Source organism: Klebsiella sp. w6, assembly GCF_033100215.1.
Taxonomy (GTDB): Bacteria; Pseudomonadota; Gammaproteobacteria; order Enterobacterales; family Enterobacteriaceae; genus Klebsiella; species Klebsiella variicola.
In genome coordinates, this window is sequence record NZ_CP136907.1 from 3,927,734 (window position 1) to 3,945,213 (window position 17,480).

Annotated in this window: 16 protein-coding genes; all 16 read right to left on the reverse strand. The window is 55.5% G+C overall.

The window, feature by feature from the left end:
* Positions 1 to 140: 140 nt before the first annotated feature.
* A complete protein-coding gene (gene cpoB, locus R0140_RS19370; RefSeq protein ID WP_032739343.1) occupies positions 141 to 941 on the reverse strand; it encodes a cell division protein CpoB in 801 nt (266 codons plus the stop codon).
* A gap of 9 nt (positions 942 to 950) precedes the next feature.
* A complete protein-coding gene (gene pal, locus R0140_RS19375; RefSeq protein WP_002895068.1) occupies positions 951 to 1,475 on the reverse strand; it encodes a peptidoglycan-associated lipoprotein Pal in 525 nt (174 codons plus the stop codon).
* Positions 1,476 to 1,509: 34 nt separating this feature from the next.
* Positions 1,510 to 2,802, reverse strand: coding sequence for a Tol-Pal system beta propeller repeat protein TolB (gene tolB / locus R0140_RS19380; RefSeq protein WP_008805693.1), 1,293 nt, complete (start codon positions 2,800 to 2,802; stop codon positions 1,510 to 1,512).
* Between the two features lie 132 nt (positions 2,803 to 2,934).
* A complete protein-coding gene (gene tolA / locus R0140_RS19385) occupies positions 2,935 to 4,275 on the reverse strand; it encodes a cell envelope integrity protein TolA (protein ID WP_032739341.1) in 1,341 nt (446 codons plus the stop codon).
* A 99-nt stretch (positions 4,276 to 4,374) separates the two neighbouring features.
* Complete coding sequence (tolR, locus tag R0140_RS19390; protein ID WP_002895061.1) at positions 4,375 to 4,803, reverse strand: colicin uptake protein TolR; 429 nt, start codon at positions 4,801 to 4,803, stop codon at positions 4,375 to 4,377.
* A 3-nt stretch (positions 4,804 to 4,806) separates the two neighbouring features.
* Complete coding sequence (gene tolQ / locus R0140_RS19395; RefSeq protein ID WP_004152221.1) at positions 4,807 to 5,499, reverse strand: Tol-Pal system protein TolQ; 693 nt, start codon at positions 5,497 to 5,499, stop codon at positions 4,807 to 4,809.
* Positions 5,496 to 5,900 (reverse strand): tol-pal system-associated acyl-CoA thioesterase, encoded by a 405-nt coding sequence (gene ybgC / locus R0140_RS19400; protein ID WP_002895056.1) that lies wholly within the window; start codon positions 5,898 to 5,900, stop codon positions 5,496 to 5,498. Before ybgC ends, tolQ begins: the two co-directional genes overlap by 4 nt.
* A gap of 149 nt (positions 5,901 to 6,049) precedes the next feature.
* Positions 6,050 to 6,334 (reverse strand): cyd operon protein YbgE, encoded by a 285-nt coding sequence (ybgE, locus tag R0140_RS19405; RefSeq protein ID WP_008805691.1) that lies wholly within the window; start codon positions 6,332 to 6,334, stop codon positions 6,050 to 6,052.
* Positions 6,335 to 6,464: 130 nt separating this feature from the next.
* Positions 6,465 to 6,578 (reverse strand): cytochrome bd-I oxidase subunit CydX, encoded by a 114-nt coding sequence (cydX, locus tag R0140_RS19410; RefSeq protein WP_004100325.1) that lies wholly within the window; start codon positions 6,576 to 6,578, stop codon positions 6,465 to 6,467.
* A 15-nt stretch (positions 6,579 to 6,593) separates the two neighbouring features.
* Complete coding sequence (cydB, locus tag R0140_RS19415) at positions 6,594 to 7,733, reverse strand: cytochrome d ubiquinol oxidase subunit II (RefSeq protein WP_008805690.1); 1,140 nt, start codon at positions 7,731 to 7,733, stop codon at positions 6,594 to 6,596.
* A gap of 15 nt (positions 7,734 to 7,748) precedes the next feature.
* Positions 7,749 to 9,317 carry a cytochrome ubiquinol oxidase subunit I gene (cydA, locus tag R0140_RS19420; protein ID WP_012542427.1) on the reverse strand — a complete coding sequence of 523 codons (1,569 nt, stop codon included), beginning with the start codon at positions 9,315 to 9,317 and terminating at the stop codon, positions 7,749 to 7,751.
* A gap of 826 nt (positions 9,318 to 10,143) precedes the next feature.
* Positions 10,144 to 11,013 carry a succinate--CoA ligase subunit alpha gene (gene sucD, locus R0140_RS19425; protein WP_004885990.1) on the reverse strand — a complete coding sequence of 290 codons (870 nt, stop codon included), beginning with the start codon at positions 11,011 to 11,013 and terminating at the stop codon, positions 10,144 to 10,146.
* A complete protein-coding gene (sucC, locus tag R0140_RS19430) occupies positions 11,013 to 12,179 on the reverse strand; it encodes an ADP-forming succinate--CoA ligase subunit beta (RefSeq protein WP_002895039.1) in 1,167 nt (388 codons plus the stop codon). Before sucC ends, sucD begins: the two co-directional genes overlap by 1 nt.
* A 145-nt stretch (positions 12,180 to 12,324) precedes the next feature.
* Complete coding sequence (gene odhB, locus R0140_RS19435; protein WP_012542428.1) at positions 12,325 to 13,551, reverse strand: 2-oxoglutarate dehydrogenase complex dihydrolipoyllysine-residue succinyltransferase; 1,227 nt, start codon at positions 13,549 to 13,551, stop codon at positions 12,325 to 12,327.
* 14 nt (positions 13,552 to 13,565) lie between these two features.
* Positions 13,566 to 16,373, reverse strand: a complete 2,808-nt coding sequence (sucA, locus tag R0140_RS19440) for a 2-oxoglutarate dehydrogenase E1 component (RefSeq protein ID WP_008805687.1) — start codon at positions 16,371 to 16,373, stop codon at positions 13,566 to 13,568.
* Positions 16,374 to 16,756: 383 nt separating this feature from the next.
* Positions 16,757 to 17,473 (reverse strand): succinate dehydrogenase iron-sulfur subunit SdhB, encoded by a 717-nt coding sequence (sdhB, locus tag R0140_RS19445; protein ID WP_008805686.1) that lies wholly within the window; start codon positions 17,471 to 17,473, stop codon positions 16,757 to 16,759.
* Positions 17,474 to 17,480: the final 7 nt, after the last annotated feature.

Sequence of the window (17,480 nt, forward strand, 5' to 3'; positions counted from 1 at the left end):
TGTTTGATATCCCTTGGCAACGGCGGCATATATTACTGATTTCAGAATTCAGCGCAACTAAAATTTCGATAAAGATCACTTAACTGCTGGTGATTCAGGCGACAAGACCAGAAATAACGCGATTTCTGGTCATGCCGTAATCAACCAAGAGCATTAAGACGTTTTTGCGCTTGTTTCGCACCGTCGGTGCCGGGGAATTTACTGATCACCTGCTGGTAAACCGCTTTCGCTTTCGCGGTATCACCCTTGTCCTGCATGATCACGCCGACCTTAAACATGGCGTCAGGCGCTTTTGGCGATTTCGGGTAGTTCTTCACCACCGAGGCGAAGTAAAACGCCGCATCGTCTTTTTTCCCCTTATTGTAATTCAACTGTCCGAGCCAATAGTTGGCGTTCGGCTGATAAGTTGAATCCGGGTACTTTTTAACGAAGTTCTGAAACGCCACCATTGCGTCATCCTGGCGTGAAGCATCCTTCACCAGGGCAATGGCCGCATTGTAATCGGTGTTCGCATCGCCGGTCATCGCCGGGGCGCCTGACGAGGCCGCTGGCGCTGTGCTGGTGGCAGCCGCGCTCTGATCGCCGGAAGACGATGGAGCCTGCGTACCTGATGCTGCCGCTGCGCCGCCACCGCTGCTCAGACTATCTATCTGCAGCAGAATCTGCTTCTGGCGCTCAACGATCTGATTCAGCTGATATTGGTTCTCCTGGATCTGGCCACGGAGAGAATCAATGTCAGTCTGGTTATCAGAGAGTTGTTGCTGGAGTTGGGTTAAAAGCTGGCTGTGAGCATTGGAAATACGCTCGAGTTGAGTGACGCGGTCTTCGACCGAGCCTGAGCCGACACTACTGATTGGCGCCTGAGCAAAAGCGGCCCAGGGGGCCGCTATGCCAACCAGTAACGACAGACTCAATAAATGATGTCTGAAGTTACTGCTCATGCAATTCTCTTAGTAAACCAGTACGGCGCGACGGTTTTTGGCATATGCCGCTTCGTCATGACCCAGTACTGCTGGTTTTTCTTTACCGTAAGAAACGATGGAGATCTGATCGGCAGAAACACCTTTGCCCTGCAGATACATCTTAACGGCGTTAGCACGACGCTCACCCAGAGCGATGTTGTATTCCGGCGTACCGCGCTCATCCGCGTGACCTTCTACAGTCACTTTGTAGGACGGGTTGCTGCGCAGGAAGTTCGCATGCGCGTCCAGCATGGCAGCGAAGTCAGAACGGATATCGTACTTGTCCAGATCGAAGTAAACGATGTTGTTCTGTTGCAGCTGCTGCATCTGCAGACGAGCTTGCTCTTCAGAAGACATGTTGCCGCCGTTACCGTTAGCGTCCATACCAGTGCCGGCACCCAGCATGCCTTCACCGCTCTGGTCGTTGCTGGCGTTCTTGTTAGAAGAACATGCCGCGATTGCCATAACCGGCAGAGCGATCATCAGCCCTTTCAGCACTTTGTTCAGTTGCATTTCTTTGATTCCTTTAATAATCAATTATTTATTATCACAGATACGGCGACCAGGCAGGCGATTTTACCTGTCCATCAGTTGCCGGAAGACGCGCTTTGAAACGCCCATCTGTAGAAACCAGATTCAGCACGGATCCCATCCCCTGAGAAGAGCTGTAGATTACCATAGTGCCGTTAGGTGCCAGACTTGGCGTTTCGTCTAAAAACGTTGATGACAGAACCTGTACACCACCCGCTTCCAGATCTTGTTTGGCAATGTGCTGCTGACCGCCGGCCGAGCTGACCATTACCATGGTTTTACCATCCGCGCTCACGTCGGCGTCCTGGTTCTGTGAACCTTCCCAGGTGATACGCTGCGGCGTGCCGCCATTGATGTTGACTTTATACACCTGCGGACGACCGGCCTGGTCAGAGGTGAAGGCCAGGTTCTGGCTGTCCGGGAACCAGCTTGGTTCGGTGTTGTTGCTGCGACCGTTAGTCACCTGACGAATCTGACCGGAGCCCAGATCCATCACGTACAGGTTCAGGCTACCGGTTTTCGACAGCGCGAAGGCCAACTTAGAGCCATCCGGAGAGAACGCCGGCGCGCCATTGTGCTGCGGGAAGGAGGCGATCTGACGCACAGCGCCGTTCGCCAGGGTCTGAACCACCAGCGCAGAACGACCACTTTCAAAGGTCACGTAAGCCAGTTTAGAACCGTCCGGAGACCAGGCCGGGGACATCAGCGGCTGGGAGGAACGGTGAACAAGGAACTGGTTGTAACCATCGTAGTCGGACACGCGCAGTTCGTAAGGGAACTGGCCGCCGTTTTTCTGCACCACGTAGGCGATACGGGTACGGAAGGCGCCCTTGATGCCGGTCAGCTTCTCAAATACCGCGTCGCTGGCAGCATGCGCTGCGTAGCGCAGGTACTGTTTAGTGACTTTAAAAGAGCCTTGCGCCAGCGTTGTACCCGGCGCACCGCCGGTATCCACCAGCTGATATGCTACCTGATAAGAACCATCCGGGTTTGACGTGACCTGACCGACGACCACGGCGTCGATACCCAGCGCAGACCAGGCAGCAGGCTGCACTTCCTGGGCACTGGTCGGCTGCTGCGGCAGACGCGAGCGATCCAGCGGGTTGAATTTACCACTGTTGCGCAGGTCAGCTGCCACGATACCGCCAACATCTTCAGGCGCAGCGCCCTGGCCGGCCCACTGGAACGGTACCACGCCGATAGGGCGTGCCGAGTCCACCCCCTGGGTGATCTCGATACGTACTTCTGCGTGCAGCACCGCCGCCCACAGCATTAAAAAACCAAATGCTACTCGTAATGCCTGCTTCATCATATCTCCCTTATCCGGGCGGAAAGCCCACGATAATTTAGCAGAATGTTAACAAACTGAAATACACAAAACTACCAAAACCCCATGACCGCCCGATATTCTTTTCCCCCACTGACGCGGGGGAAAAAGCGCTTAAGGTTTGAAGTCCAATGGCGCATTTTTGAACGTTTCATAAACTGCCTGCGAAGGCGGTTTAGGGAATTTGCTCATCCGACTGGTTGCCGCCAGCATCTGCTGACAGAAAGCCGGATCGCCGCCTTCCGATTTCACACTCAACAACGTTCCATCCTGAGCCAGGTTTACGCGCAACGTACATACTTTACCCTTGTACGTATCCCAGTCATAGAGATGTCCTTTAATCGCGGCCTGCACTTGCGAAATATAGCTGGCAATCTCCGCCTGAGACGCACCGCCCTGCCCTGGTTTACTTCCTTTAGCAGGTGAAGAGCCGCCTGCGCTACCGCTGGTGCTACCTTTCGGCGCATTCTTACCCGAACTCAGATCGCCAAGCAGGTTGTCAACGCCGTCCGCTTCTTTCGCGGCAGCCGCTTTCTTCGCTGCCGCCGCTTTTGCTGCTGCCGCTTTGGCCGCTTTATCGGCCGCTGCCTTCTCAGCCGCAGCCGCTTTGGCTGCCGCCGCTTTTTCAGCTGCGGCGGCTTTCTCGGCGGCGGCCTTCTCTGCGGCCGCTTTTTGGGCGGCAGCTTTCTCAGCGGCTTTTTCGGCGGCTTTTTCTGCTGCCGCTTTTTCAGCCGCAGCTTGCTTAGCCGCTTCCTGCTGGGCCTTCTTCTCTGCTTCCTGCTGCGCTTTTTTCGCCGCTGCCGCTTCCGCTTTCTTCTGCGCTTCTGCTGCGGCTTTCGCCGCTTCGGCTTCCGCCTGTTTCTTCGCATCGGCTGCCGCTTTCGCGGCGGCGGCATCGGCCTGTTTCTTCGCGTCAGCGGCGGCTTTAGCCGCTGCCAGCTCAGCCGCTTTTGCCTGGGCATCCGCCTTCGCTTTTGCGTCGGCAGCCGCTTTGGCAGCCGCTTCCTGCGCTTCTTTAGCCTGCGCATCCGCTTTGGCTTTCGCCGCCGCGGCAGCCTTGGCAGCCGCTTCCTCAGCCTGCTTCTGCTGTTCCTTCGCTTCTTTCGCCGCTTCCTGCGCCTGCAGCCGTTCCTGTTCGAGCTGTTTCAGCCGTTCCTGTTCCGCTGCCTGTTTCTCACGTAACTCTTCCGCCTGCTGCTGTGCCTGTTTTTCACGCTGCTCAGCGGCGCGACGTGCGCTGGCCTGCTGCTGTTGCTGACGGTTATAGTTATTTACCACCGCCCCCGGATCGACCATGACGGCATCAATGGACGATCCCCCGCCGCCGCCGGCAGAGGCATCCAGATGCTCGTCAAACGAACTCCAGATCAGCAGCGCGATCAGAATGATGTGCAGCGCGACTGAAATGATGATCGCTCGTTTAAGCTTGTCGTTTTGTTCGGTTGCCTTTGACACTATCGGTTCCCAAAAACTGTTCGCCTGTACCCGCGATGCACGCCGACGGCGAGCGATACTCACCATCGGACGCCACGCGGACGCACATACCTGAAGCGATTAAATAGGTTTGGTCATCAAGCCGACCGATTTAACCCCTGCACTATGCAACAGGTTCAGCGCTTTAATAATTTCATCGTAAGGGACGTCTTTCGCACCGCCGATCAGGAATACCGTTTTCTCATTGGCTTCAAGACGACGCTTCGCTTCGGCAATCACCTGCTCCGGCGGCAGCTGGGACAGCGTCTCCTGCCCCACTTTCACGCTGTACTGCCCTACCCCGGAGACTTCCACAATCACCGGCGGATCGTCATTGCTTTTCACCGCTTGCGATTCCGTGGCGTCCGGCAGATCGACTTCCACGCTCTGCGTAATGATGGGCGCCGTTGCCATAAAGATCAGCAGCAGTACCAGCAGGACATCCAGCAGCGGAACGATGTTGATCTCGGACTTCAGTTCGCGACGTCCGCGTCCACGTGCTCTGGCCATGGCTTACCCCTTATTGCTTTCGCTGGTGGTAAAGGCCTGACGGTGCAGAATAGCGGTGAACTCTTCCATAAAGTTGTCGTAGTTCAGTTCAAGCTTGTTCACGCGCTGGTTCAGGCGGTTGTACGCCATGACCGCCGGGATCGCGGCGAACAGACCGATCGCGGTGGCGATCAGCGCTTCGGCGATACCTGGCGCCACCATCTGCAGGGTGGCCTGCTTCACCGCGCCAAGGGCGATAAAGGCATGCATAATCCCCCAGACAGTACCGAACAGACCGATATACGGGCTGATGGAGCCTACGGTGCCGAGGAACGGGATATGGGTTTCCAGCGTTTCCAGCTCGCGGTTCATCGAAATACGCATCGCGCGCGATGCCCCTTCGACAATCGCTTCCGGCGCATGGCTGTTGGCCCGATGCAGGCGTGCAAATTCTTTGAAACCGCTGTAGAAGATTTGTTCCGAACCGGTCAGGTTATCGCGACGCCCCTGGCTCTCCTGGTACAAACGGGACAGCTCGATCCCGGACCAGAATTTGTCCTCGAACGCTTCAGCTTCACGCGCGGCCGAGTTAAGGATACGCGTTCTCTGAATAATGATAGCCCAGGAAGCGATAGAAAAACCAATCAAAATCAACATGATAAGTTTAACCAGAAGGCTCGCCTTCAGGAACAAATCAAGGATATTCATGTCAGTCACTGCTTAAACTCCGCGACAATAGACTTGGGAAGCGCACGTGGCTTCATTAAGAGTGGATCAACGCACACAATGAGAACCTCAGCTTCGTTTAACACTGTATTCTCGGCGTTGACGATTCGCTGCGTGAAAACCAAAGAGGTGCCGCGCATCGAGGTAATTTCCGTCTGGACTTCGAGCATGTCGTCGAGTCTGGCGGGGGCAAAATACTCCAGCGTCATTTTGCGAACCACGAAGGCAACGCGTTCAGCCAACAGCACCTGTTGACTAAAGTGATGGTGGCGCAGCATCTCTGTGCGTGCTCTTTCATAAAAAGCGACGTAACTGGCGTGGTAAACCACACCACCGGCGTCGGTATCTTCGTAGTAGACCCGAACCGGCCATCGAAACAGCGTTGTATTCACTTTACATCCCGGTAATGCAAAAAAAGGTTAGAGCTTTCAAACTTCGCTACTATACGCGCGGGAAAGGTGGTTTGGAATGGGGGAAAGTAAACGGGGCGTAAATTTTTATGGGCTTATGCAAGCCCATACCATTAACAGAGATCTCTTATTCAAAAGAAGAAAAAGAAGAGACCCAAAGCGAGCACGATATCAGCGATAAGCGGACAAAAAATCCCCTGCCAGTGAACGGCACGCGGACGGAAGCCCACGCCGTGAATAACGCCGCTGCAAACCGCCCACATCAGCAAGAAACCATGCCAGATTTCCAGCTCGCTGGTCTTCGCCGCAAAGCGCGACGGATCCCAGAAGATGCAGCCTGCCAGCAGCAGCGCCATCAGTAAGGAAAGCGCCCTTAACGGGCGCTTGTCCATTATCGCATACATATACTTTATCATTCACGTCGCCTCTTTGTTGGCTACGTCTGCTTACCCCAGTCACTTACTGGTGTAAGCTCCTGGGGATTCACAGACTTGCCGCCTCGATGCAACCCGAATGATTTCGTATATCGCATCACGATAATACTCATCAGTGTTCTTCTTTACCTGCTTTGGTGGCTTCCACGTGCTCAAGCGCCAGCGCGGTAATCACCCCAAAGGCACAGGCAAGAAGCGTTCCCAAAATCCATGCGAAGTACCACATATATAGCTCCTTACCTTAGTACAGCGAGTGGGTGTTCTTTTCGATGTCTTCGCGCGTAATGCGGCCGAACATCTTCCAGTAACACCAGCTGGTGTAGGCCAGAATGATCGGCACGAAGACAATCGCCACGTAGGTCATCAGGTTCAGCGTCCGCTGACTGGAGGTCGCGTCCCACATCGTCAGGCTGGCGTTCAGCATGGTGCTGGACGGCATGATGAACGGGAACATCGCAATACCGGCGGTCAGAATGATGCAGGCCAGGGTCAGCGAGGAGAACAGGAATGCCCACGCGCCTTTATCCGCTTTAGTCGAGACGACGGTCAGCAGCGGCAGCACCACGCCCAGGGCAGGAACGGCCCACAGCGCTGGCATGTTATTAAAGTTCACCATCCATGCACCGGCCTCACGCACAACTTCTTTAGTCAGCGGGTTAGACGGGCCGCTATGATCCATTACTGATTTCACCACATAGCCGTCGATGCCGTAGTAGACCCACACACCGGCCAGCGCGAAGCAGACCAGCGTCACCAGCGCCGCCACCGTGGAAACGGTGCGGGTACGCAGGTGCAGTTCGCCTACGGTACGCATCTGCAGGTAGGTGGCACCCTGAGTCAGGATCATCGCCACGCTGACGATACCGGCCAGCAGACCAAACGGGTTCAGCAGCTGGAAGAAGTTTCCGGTATAGAACAGACGCAGGTATTCATCGACGTGGAACGGCACGCCCTGCAACAGGTTGCCGAAGGCCACACCAATCACCAGCGGCGGCACGAAGCTACCGATGAAGATGCCCCAGTCCCACATGTTGCGCCAGCGGGTGTCCTCGATCTTGGAACGGTAGTCAAAACCGACCGGACGGAAGAACAGCGAAGCCAGCACCAGAATCATCGCCACATAGAAGCCAGAGAACGCTGCGGCGTAAACCATCGGCCAGGCCGCGAACAGCGCGCCGCCGGCGGTGATCAGCCACACTTGGTTACCGTCCCAGTGCGGAGCGATGGCGTTGATCATAATCCGACGCTCGGTGTCGTTACGGCCGAGGAAACGGGTGAGCATGCCCACCCCCATGTCGAACCCGTCGGCGACAGCGAAGCCAATCAGCAGAATGCCAATCAGCAGCCACCAGATAAAACGCAATACTTCATAATCGATCATTTGACGACTCCTGTCTTAGCGTGCCGACTGAATAGCCGCAGAGGACTGTTCAAAGTGATAGCGGCCGGTTTTCAGGCTGCTAGGTCCTTTGCGGGCAAACTTGAACATCAGGAACAGTTCAGCCACCAGGAACAGCGTGTACAGACCGCAGATCAGCAACATTGAGAAGATCAGATCGCCTGCGGTCAGCGACGAGTTGGCCACCGCGGTCGGCAGGACCTCACCAATCGCCCACGGCTGACGGCCATACTCGGCAACAAACCAGCCCGACTCCACAGCAATCCACGGCAGCGGCAGGCCAAAGAACGCGGCGCGCAGCAGCCATTTTTTCTCGCCAATGCGGTTACGAATCACGCTCCAGAAGGAGGCGCCGATAATCAACAGCATCAGGATGCCGCACGCCACCATGATACGGAAGGCGAAGTACAGCGGGGCGACGCTTGGAATAGAGTCTTTGGTCGCTTTGGCGATCTGCTCTTCCGTGGCGTCAGCGACGTTCGGGGTATAGCGCTTCAGCAACAGGCCATAGCCGAGGTCTTTCTTCACGCTATTGAACTGGTCACGCACGGCCTGGTCGGTCGAACCGGCGCGCAGCTGCTCCAGTAGCGCGTACGCTTTCATCCCGTTACGGATACGCTCTTCGTGCTGAACCATCAGATCTTTCAGGCCGATAACCGGCTTATCCACCGAGCGGGTGGCGATGATGCCCAGCGCGTAAGGGATCTGGATCGCGAAGTGGTTGGTCTGCGCATTCTGATCGGGAATACCAAACAGAGTAAAGGCAGCCGGCGCCGGCTGGGTTTCCCACTCAGCTTCGATAGCCGCCAGTTTGGTTTTCTGCACGTCACCCATTTCGTAACCGGATTCGTCACCCAGCACAATAACGGAGAGGATCGCCGCCATACCGAAGCTGGCTGCGATGGCAAAGGAGCGCTTAGCAAAGGCAAAGTCGCGGCCTTTCAGCATATACCAGGAGCTGATAGCCAGGATGAACATCGCGCCAGTCACATAGCCGGAGGCCACGGTGTGGACGAATTTAACCTGAGCAACCGGGTTCAGGACTAGTTCGGAGAAGCTGACCATCTCCATACGCATGGTTTCGAAGTTGAAGTCCGATGCGATAGGGTTCTGCATCCAGCCGTTGGCGACGAGGATCCACAGCGCGGAGAGGTTGGAGCCCAGCGCAACCAGCCAGGTGACCGCCATGTGCTGAACTTTACCCAGACGATCCCAACCGAAGAAGAACAGACCTACAAAGGTGGATTCGAGGAAGAAGGCCATCAGACCTTCAATGGCCAGCGGCGCACCGAAGATATCGCCCACGTAGTGTGAGTAATACGACCAGTTAGTCCCGAACTGGAACTCCATGGTCAGACCGGTCGCCACACCCAGCGCGAAGTTGATACCAAACAACTTGCCCCAGAATTTGGTCATATCTTTATAAATCTGTTTGCCGGAAAGGACGTAAACCGTTTCCATGATGGCCAGCAGGAACGCCATACCGAGCGTTAGCGGCACAAAAAGGAAGTGGTACATCGCGGTCAAGGCAAACTGTAAGCGCGACAGTTCGACTATATCTAACATCATGACTCCTTGCTCATCGCATGAAGACTCCGAAAATGAACCGAGAAGCTCTGGCTCATACGCATGCCCCAATACAAAAGTTATTTGTTGGCCCGTCCGCAGCGCGTTTCACCTGAAAGTGAAGCCACGCCACGTCAAGGTTACAAATACGTTAACGAAAACCCAATTGATTCCCCAATATATTACGCCGCAATAACCTTACAATAAATATGTTTTTATTGTTCCAGTTTTACATTTTTCGACGGTGATCAATATATAGCGAAGATAGCCTGTTTAGGCCAATTTGACTTGCGACAATTTAACGTTTTTTGAAGAATTTTTCCAAGCATTAAGCATTGATATAAATCAATTTTTACTCTACGTGTTAATTATGTAGCTCAATAAAGAATATTGGTGAACTTAATGTTAATGTTGTGTTTAAAGTATGGCTTGCTTGGTTACTGAAAAGAGAGATATGAGAATCATAGGTAATATTATTTAACGCCGCGGGGAAAAATGAAAAAAATGCGCCGATCCTAATAATGCTAGACTGCTCACAGTATTTTTCCTGTTTTCTTATGCCCTTCTCTTCTGTTTTTTCACTATCTAAAACCCTTGCCTGTCGCGAATTGCGGAAATATTTCCTTCAGCAACCACGCTGCCGGGATTATATTCATGAAATAATTCATAAAATCAATATGATAGATAAGGTTTTTCACGGAGCAGGCATTCCGCCGGTTCAGCGGATGTTCTGGCGAGATGGATAACGCCCATAAAAAAGGCCACCTGACGGTGGCCAACCATGTCGAAATCGGACAGATTTCTGCTTCGGAGAAGCAGAGAGGGTTTACTTGATGATAGCTTTCAGCGCTTCGCCGATATCGGCCAGGCTGCGAACGGTTTTCACACCAGCGGCTTCCAGGGCGGCGAATTTCTCATCAGCAGTACCTTTACCGCCAGCGATGATGGCGCCCGCGTGGCCCATACGCTTGCCTTTCGGCGCGGTCACGCCCGCGATGTAGCCGACAACCGGCTTGGTCACGTGCTCTTTGATGTAGGCTGCCGCTTCTTCTTCCGCGCTGCCGCCGATCTCACCGATCATCACGATCGCTTCGGTCTGCGGATCTTCCTGGAACAGCTTCAGGATATCGATGAAGTTGGAGCCCGGGATCGGGTCGCCGCCGATACCGACGCAGGTAGACTGGCCGAAGCCGTAGTCGGTGGTCTGCTTAACCGCTTCATAGGTCAGGGTACCGGAACGGGAAACGATGCCCACTTTACCCGGCTTGTGAATGTGACCCGGCATGATGCCGATTTTGCATTCGCCCGGGGTGATAACGCCTGGGCAGTTCGGGCCAATCATGCGCACGCCCGCTTCGTCCAGCTTCACTTTCACGGTCAGCATATCCAGCGTCGGGATACCTTCGGTGATGGTGATAATCAGCTTAATGCCCGCGTCGATTGCTTCCAGAATGGAGTCTTTGCAGAACGGCGCCGGAACGTAGATAACGGTCGCGGTCGCGCCGGTCGCTTCAACAGCTTCGCGCACGGTATTAAATACCGGCAGGCCCAGGTGGGTGGTGCCGCCTTTGCCTGGCGTCACGCCGCCAACCATTTGCGTACCGTAAGCGATCGCTTGTTCAGAGTGGAAGGTCCCCTGGCTACCGGTGAAGCCCTGGCAGATAACCTTGGTATCTTTATTAATTAAAACTGACATTATTTCCCCTCCACTGCGGCAACAACCTGCTGTGCTGCGTCCGTCAGACTTTTCGCTGCAATAATATTCAGGCCGCTGTCAGCCAGTTTTTTCGCGCCCAGTTCGGCGTTGTTACCTTCCAGACGAACCACGACCGGAACGTTAACCCCAACTTCCGCTACCGCGCCGATGATGCCGTCAGCGATCAGGTCGCAACGTACGATACCGCCGAAGATGTTAACCAGAACCGCTTTAACGTTGTCGTCAGAGAGGATGATTTTGAACGCTTCGGTCACGCGCTCTTTGGTGGCGCCGCCGCCAACGTCGAGGAAGTTAGCCGGTTCGCCGCCGTGCAGCTTAACGATGTCCATGGTGCCCATCGCCAGGCCTGCGCCGTTGACCATGCAGCCGATGTTGCCGTCGAGCGCAACGTAGTTCAGTTCCCACTGCGCCGCCTGCGCTTCGCGCGGATCTTCCTGAGACTGGTCGCGCATTTCGCGCAGATCCGGCTGGCGGAACAGCGCGTTGCCGTCAGCGCCCAGTTTGCCGTCGAGGCAGATCAGGTCGCCCTGCTTAGTGATAACCAGCGGGTTGATTTCGATCAGCGCCAGGTCGCGCTCAAGGAAAATGGTCGCCAGACCCATGAAAATCTTGGTGAACTGCTGAACCTGCTTACCTTCCAGACCCAGTTTGAACGCCAGTTCACGCCCCTGGTAAGGCATCGGGCCCGCCAGCGGATCGATGGCGATCTTGTGGATCAGGTGCGGGGTTTCTTCCGCGACTTTTTCGATTTCTACGCCGCCTTCAGTCGACGCCATGAACACCACGCGACGAGAGCTACGATCAACGACCGCGCCCAGATACAGCTCTTTATCGATATCGGTCGCCGCTTCCACCAGAATCTGGTTGACCGGCTGGCCGTTGGCATCGGTTTGGTAGGTCACCAGGCGTTTGCCCAGCCAATGCTCAGCAAAAGCGCGGATCTCTTCTTTGCTCTTAACTACTTTCACACCGCCCGCTTTACCGCGGCCACCAGCGTGAACCTGACATTTCACTACCCACGGACCCGCGCCGATTTTTGAAGCGGCTTCTTCTGCTTCACGCGGAGTAGTACAGGCATAACCCACCGGCGCCGGTAAGCCATAGCGGGCAAAAAGTTGTTTTGCCTGATATTCATGTAAGTTCATGTGTTCAGTCCATCCTTCAGGGTGTAATTATCTTTAAACCTGTAGGCCTGATAAGACGCGCTAGCGTCGCCATCAGGCATCTCATCAACGCCGGATGGCGGCAAAAATGCCTTATCCGGCCTACGGTAAGTCATACTCTTACTGACTACACGTCCAGCAGCAGACGAGTCGGATCTTCCAGCAGCTCTTTAATCGCCACCAGGAAGCCAACCGATTCACGCCCATCGATCAGACGGTGGTCATAGGAGAGCGCCAGGTACATCATCGGCAGGATCTCTACCTTGCCATTCACCGCCATCGGACGGTCTTTAATGGCATGCATACCCAGGATGGCGCTCTGCGGTGGGTTGATGATCGGCGTGGACATCAGGGAACCGAAGACGCCGCCGTTGGTAATGGTGAAGTTACCGCCGGTCAGGTCATCTACAGTCAGCTTGCCGTCACGGCCTTTCACCGCCAGCTCTTTGATATTCTTTTCGATGTCCGCCATGCCCAGCAGGTCAACGTCACGCAGAACCGGGGTTACCAGGCCGCGCGGAGTGGACACTGCCATGCTGACGTCAAAGTAGTTGTGGTAAACCACGTCGTCGCCATCGATGGAAGCGTTCACTTCCGGATAGCGTTTCAGCGCTTCAACCACCGCTTTCACGTAGAAGGACATGAAGCCCAGACGGATACCGTGACGTTTTTCGAAGGCATCGCCGTACTGCTTACGCAGATCCATAATCGGCTTCATGTTGACTTCGTTAAAGGTCGTCAGCATGGCGGTGGAATTTTTCGCTTCCAGCAGACGCTCGGCCACGCGTTTACGCAGACGGGTCATCGGGACGCGTTTTTCTGAACGGTGACCCAGCTGCGGCGCTGGTGTCGCTGCCGCGGTAGCCGCTGGCGCTTTGGCTTCAGCCGCCGCCGGGGCTTTCGCCAGATGTTTCTCAACGTCTTCACGCGTCAGACGGCCACCCACGCCGGTACCTTTGATGGCAGCGGCGTCGAGGTTGTGCTCCGCCAGCAGACGACGGATCGCCGGGCTGAGCGCATCGTTGTTCTGCTCTTCCAGAGAAGCCTGCTGGCGCTGCGCCGGGGTGGACGCTTTCGCATCCGCTTTTTCGCTGGTTTCTTTACCTGCGCTGTTGCCTTCACGCAGGCGGCCAAGGATCTGGCGAGACAGGACGGTAGCGCCCTCGTCTTCCAGCACTGCATCCAGAATGCCGTCCGCTGATGCCGGTACTTCCAGTACCACTTTGTCAGTTTCGATTTCGACCAGAACTTCGTCACGGACGACCGCGTCGCCCGGTTTTTTATGCCAGGTGGCGACGGTTGCGTCAGCTACGGACTCAGGCAGGTCGGGAACCAGAATATCTACGCTACTCATTGTGTATCCTTTAATTAATCGACGTTCAGCGCGTCATTGACCAGATCTTGTTGCTGTTTCTGGTGAACGGACATGTACCCTACCGCCGGAGAGGCGGAGGCCGGGCGGCCTGCATAACGCAGAGAGGCCCCAAATGGAACTACTTCACGAAGGTGGTGCTGGCTGCAGTACCATGCGCCCTGGTTGAGCGGCTCTTCCTGGCACCAGACAAAATCATGTACGTGCGAGTAAGCTTTCAGCGCTTCCTGCACCGCCTGATGCGGGAACGGGTAGAGCTGTTCGATACGCACGATGGCGACATCTTTTTGCTCGTTTTTGCGGCGCTGTTCCAGCAGGTCGTAGTAAACCTTACCAGAGCACAGTACGACGCGCTTCACGGCTTGCGGATCGAGTTCGTCGATTTCGCCGATGGCCGGCATAAAGGTGCCGTTCGCCAGTTCGTCCATGCTGGAGACCGCCAGCGGGTGGCGCAGCAGAGACTTCGGCGACATCACCACCAGCGGACGGCGCATACCGCGCAGCGCCTGACGACGCAGCATATGGTAAACCTGTGCCGGGGTGGACGGTACGCAAACCTGCATGTTCTGCTCAGCGCACAGCTGCAGATAGCGTTCCAGACGCGCGGAGGAGTGCTCCGGGCCCTGCCCTTCGTAGCCGTGCGGCAGCAACATCACCAGACCGCACATCCGGCCCCATTTCTGTTCGCCAGAGGAGATGAACTGATCAATCACCACCTGCGCGCCGTTGGCGAAGTCGCCGAACTGCGCTTCCCAGATGGTCAGCGTACGCGGCTCTGCGGTGGCGTAACCGTATTCGAACGCCAGCACGGCTTCTTCAGACAGCACCGAGTCCCAGACGCGGAACTGGCCCTGGCCGTTGTGCACATGCTGCAGCGGGGTATAGGTAGAACCGTTGCTCTGGTTATGGATAACCGCGTGACGGTGGAAGAAGGTGCCGCGACCGGAGTCTTCACCGGACAGGCGCACCGGAATGCCTTCGTCAACCAGGGTGGCATAAGCCAGGTTTTCAGCGCCGCCCCAATCGAACAGCTTCTCGCCGGCGGCCATCAGTTGGCGATCGCCGTAGATTTTCGCTACACGGGACTGCATTTCGATACCTTCCGGCACCGTACTGATGCGTTTAGCCAGCTCTTGCAGACGTTTCGGATCCACTTTATCCGGATAGCTCTCGTCCCACTCGTGGTTGAGGTAGGGAGACCAGGTAAAGGAGTGCATATTCATCGGACGCCACTCCTCTACCACGCATTCGCCGGCATCCAGCGCATCGCGGTAAAGGTTAACCTGCTCAGTCGCGTCTTCCAGCGTCGCAACTTTCTCCTGCTCCAGCTTGTCAGCATAGATTTTGCGCGGGGTCGGATGCTTTTTGATTTTCTGGTACATCAGCGGCTGGGTTGCGCTCGGCTCGTCGGCTTCGTTATGGCCGTGACGGCGGTAGCACACCAGGTCGATAAAGACATCGCGTTTGAAGGTATTACGGAAATCCAGCGCCAGACGGGTAACGAAAGCAACGGCTTCCGGGTCATCCGCGTTAACGTGGAAAATCGGCGCCTGAACCATCTTACCGATATCGGTACAGTATGGCGTAGAACGCGCATCCAGCGGGTTGGAGGTGGTAAAGCCAACCTGGTTGTTGATAACGATACGCACGGTACCGCCGACTTCGTAACCGCGGGCTTTCGACATGTTCAGGGTTTCCTGAACCACGCCCTGGCCGGTAACGGCGGCGTCGCCGTGGATGGTAATAGGCAGAACTTTGTTGCTGCTTGGCTCGTCCAGACGATCCAGACGGGCGCGTACGGAACCGATAACCACCGGGCTGACGATCTCCAGGTGCGACGGGTTAAACGCCAGCGCCAGGTGGACCAGACCGCCTTCGGTTTCCATATCGGAAGAGAAGCCCATGTGGTACTTCACGTCGCCGGTGCCGAGGTGTTCTTTATGTTTGCCCGCGAACTCGTCGAACAGGTCCTGCGGTTTTTTACCCAGCACGTTGACCAGCACGTTCAGACGGCCACGGTGCGCCATGCCCAGCACCACTTCGCGGGTGCCGCTTTTGCCTGCATGGCGGATCATCTCTTTGAGCATCGGGATCAGGGCATCACCCCCTTCCAGCGAGAAGCGTTTCGCCCCCGGGAATTTGGCGCCGAGGTAGCGTTCCAGCCCTTCTGCAGCGGTCAGTTCACTGAGGAAGCGCTTTTTCTCTGCCGCGGTGAAGCTCGCTTTACCGGCTACCGATTCAATACGCTGCTGGATCCAGCGTTTTTCCTCAGTAGAGGTGATATGCATGTATTCCGCGCCGATGGAGCCGCAGTAGGTTTGCTTGAGGGCGGCAATCAGGTCGCCCAGCTTCATCGTGTCTTTACCGATGGCGAATGAACCTACGTTATAGCTATCCTGGAAATCGGCCTCGGTCAGATCGTGGTAGGCCGGATCAAGATCCGCCACTCTCTCTTGCTTCCACAGTCCCAGCGGATCGAGATTCGCATGCTGGTGGCCACGGAAACGGTATGCGTTGATGAGCTGCAGGACTTTAACCTGCTTCACATTGGTGTCAGGGTCGGAAATCGAAGAAGTGTAACGTGAGGCATCCTTCGCCAGTCGACGGAAATAATCACGTGTTTTGGAATGGAATTGATCCGGTTTAACTCCGGTGCCAGGTAACTGCTGGAACATCGAACGCCAGTTGGCGTCAACAGAGTCAGGATCGGTTAAGAAGTCTTCATAGAGCTGTTCTATCCAGCTCTGGTTCGAACCAGAGAGGAAAGAAGAGTCCAGCCAGGCTTTCATTGCGCCGTTCTGCATCGTGATCCCTTAAGCACTTTTATGCTTATTTCGCCGTAGAAACTACCACGCACACCGAGTGCACGTGCCGGGGTTCACTTGTTGCGGACGAGTTGTGGTTTCGATCCGCTAAGGAACCTTTAAAAACTGCCATTAATCTTCAGCGTTCAGGCTGCGGTTGCGTTGGCTGCCTTCGCTTACCCCGGTCACATAGTTCACTATGCTCCCGGGGATGCGCTCAGTTGCCGCCTTACCTCGCACTGAACGCCTCGATTACTGGTACATCTTGTGGCGGTTTTTAAAGATTTCCTGCTATCTGTCCCCCGGCAGCGCTAACGCTTGCCGGGGCTACTGCTTTGGTAGCCCGGATAAGCGCAAGCGCCATCCGGGACAGACCGTGTTGCTTACGCGCTGCGCTGCAGCAGCATCGACTTAATATGGCCGATGGCGCGCGTCGGGTTAAGCCCTTTAGGACACACGCTGACGCAGTTCATAATGCTGTGACAGCGGAATACGCTGAAAGCATCGCTCAGGCCTTCCAGGCGCTCGCTGGTTTCGGTATCGCGACTGTCGATCAGGAAGCGATACGCGGCCAGCAGGCCAGCCGGGCCGATGAACTTGTCCGGGTTCCACCAGAACGACGGGCACGAGGTTGAACAACATGCGCACAGAATACACTCGTACAGACCATCGAGTTTCTCACGCTGCTCAGGCATCTGCAGATGCTCGCGAGCCGGAGGATTTTGCCCATTATTCAACAAGTAAGGCTTAATCTTCTCATATTGTGCATAGAATTGCCCCATGTCCACCACCAAATCACGGATAACCGGTAATCCTGGCAGCGGACGGATAACAATCTTCTTGCCCGGCTGATTCAGCGCGGAGATTGGCGTGATGCACGCCAGACCGTTTTTCCCGTTCATGTTCAGACCATCGGAACCGCAAACCCCTTCACGGCAGGAGCGGCGGAACGACAGCGACGGATCTTTTTCTTTCAGCTGGATCAGCGCATCCAGCAGCATCATGTCACGACCTTCTTCCGCTTCGAGGGTGTAATCCTGCATATGCGGAGCGTCGTCAACATCCGGGTTATAGCGATAAATTGAAAACTCGAGTTTCATTTTCCTG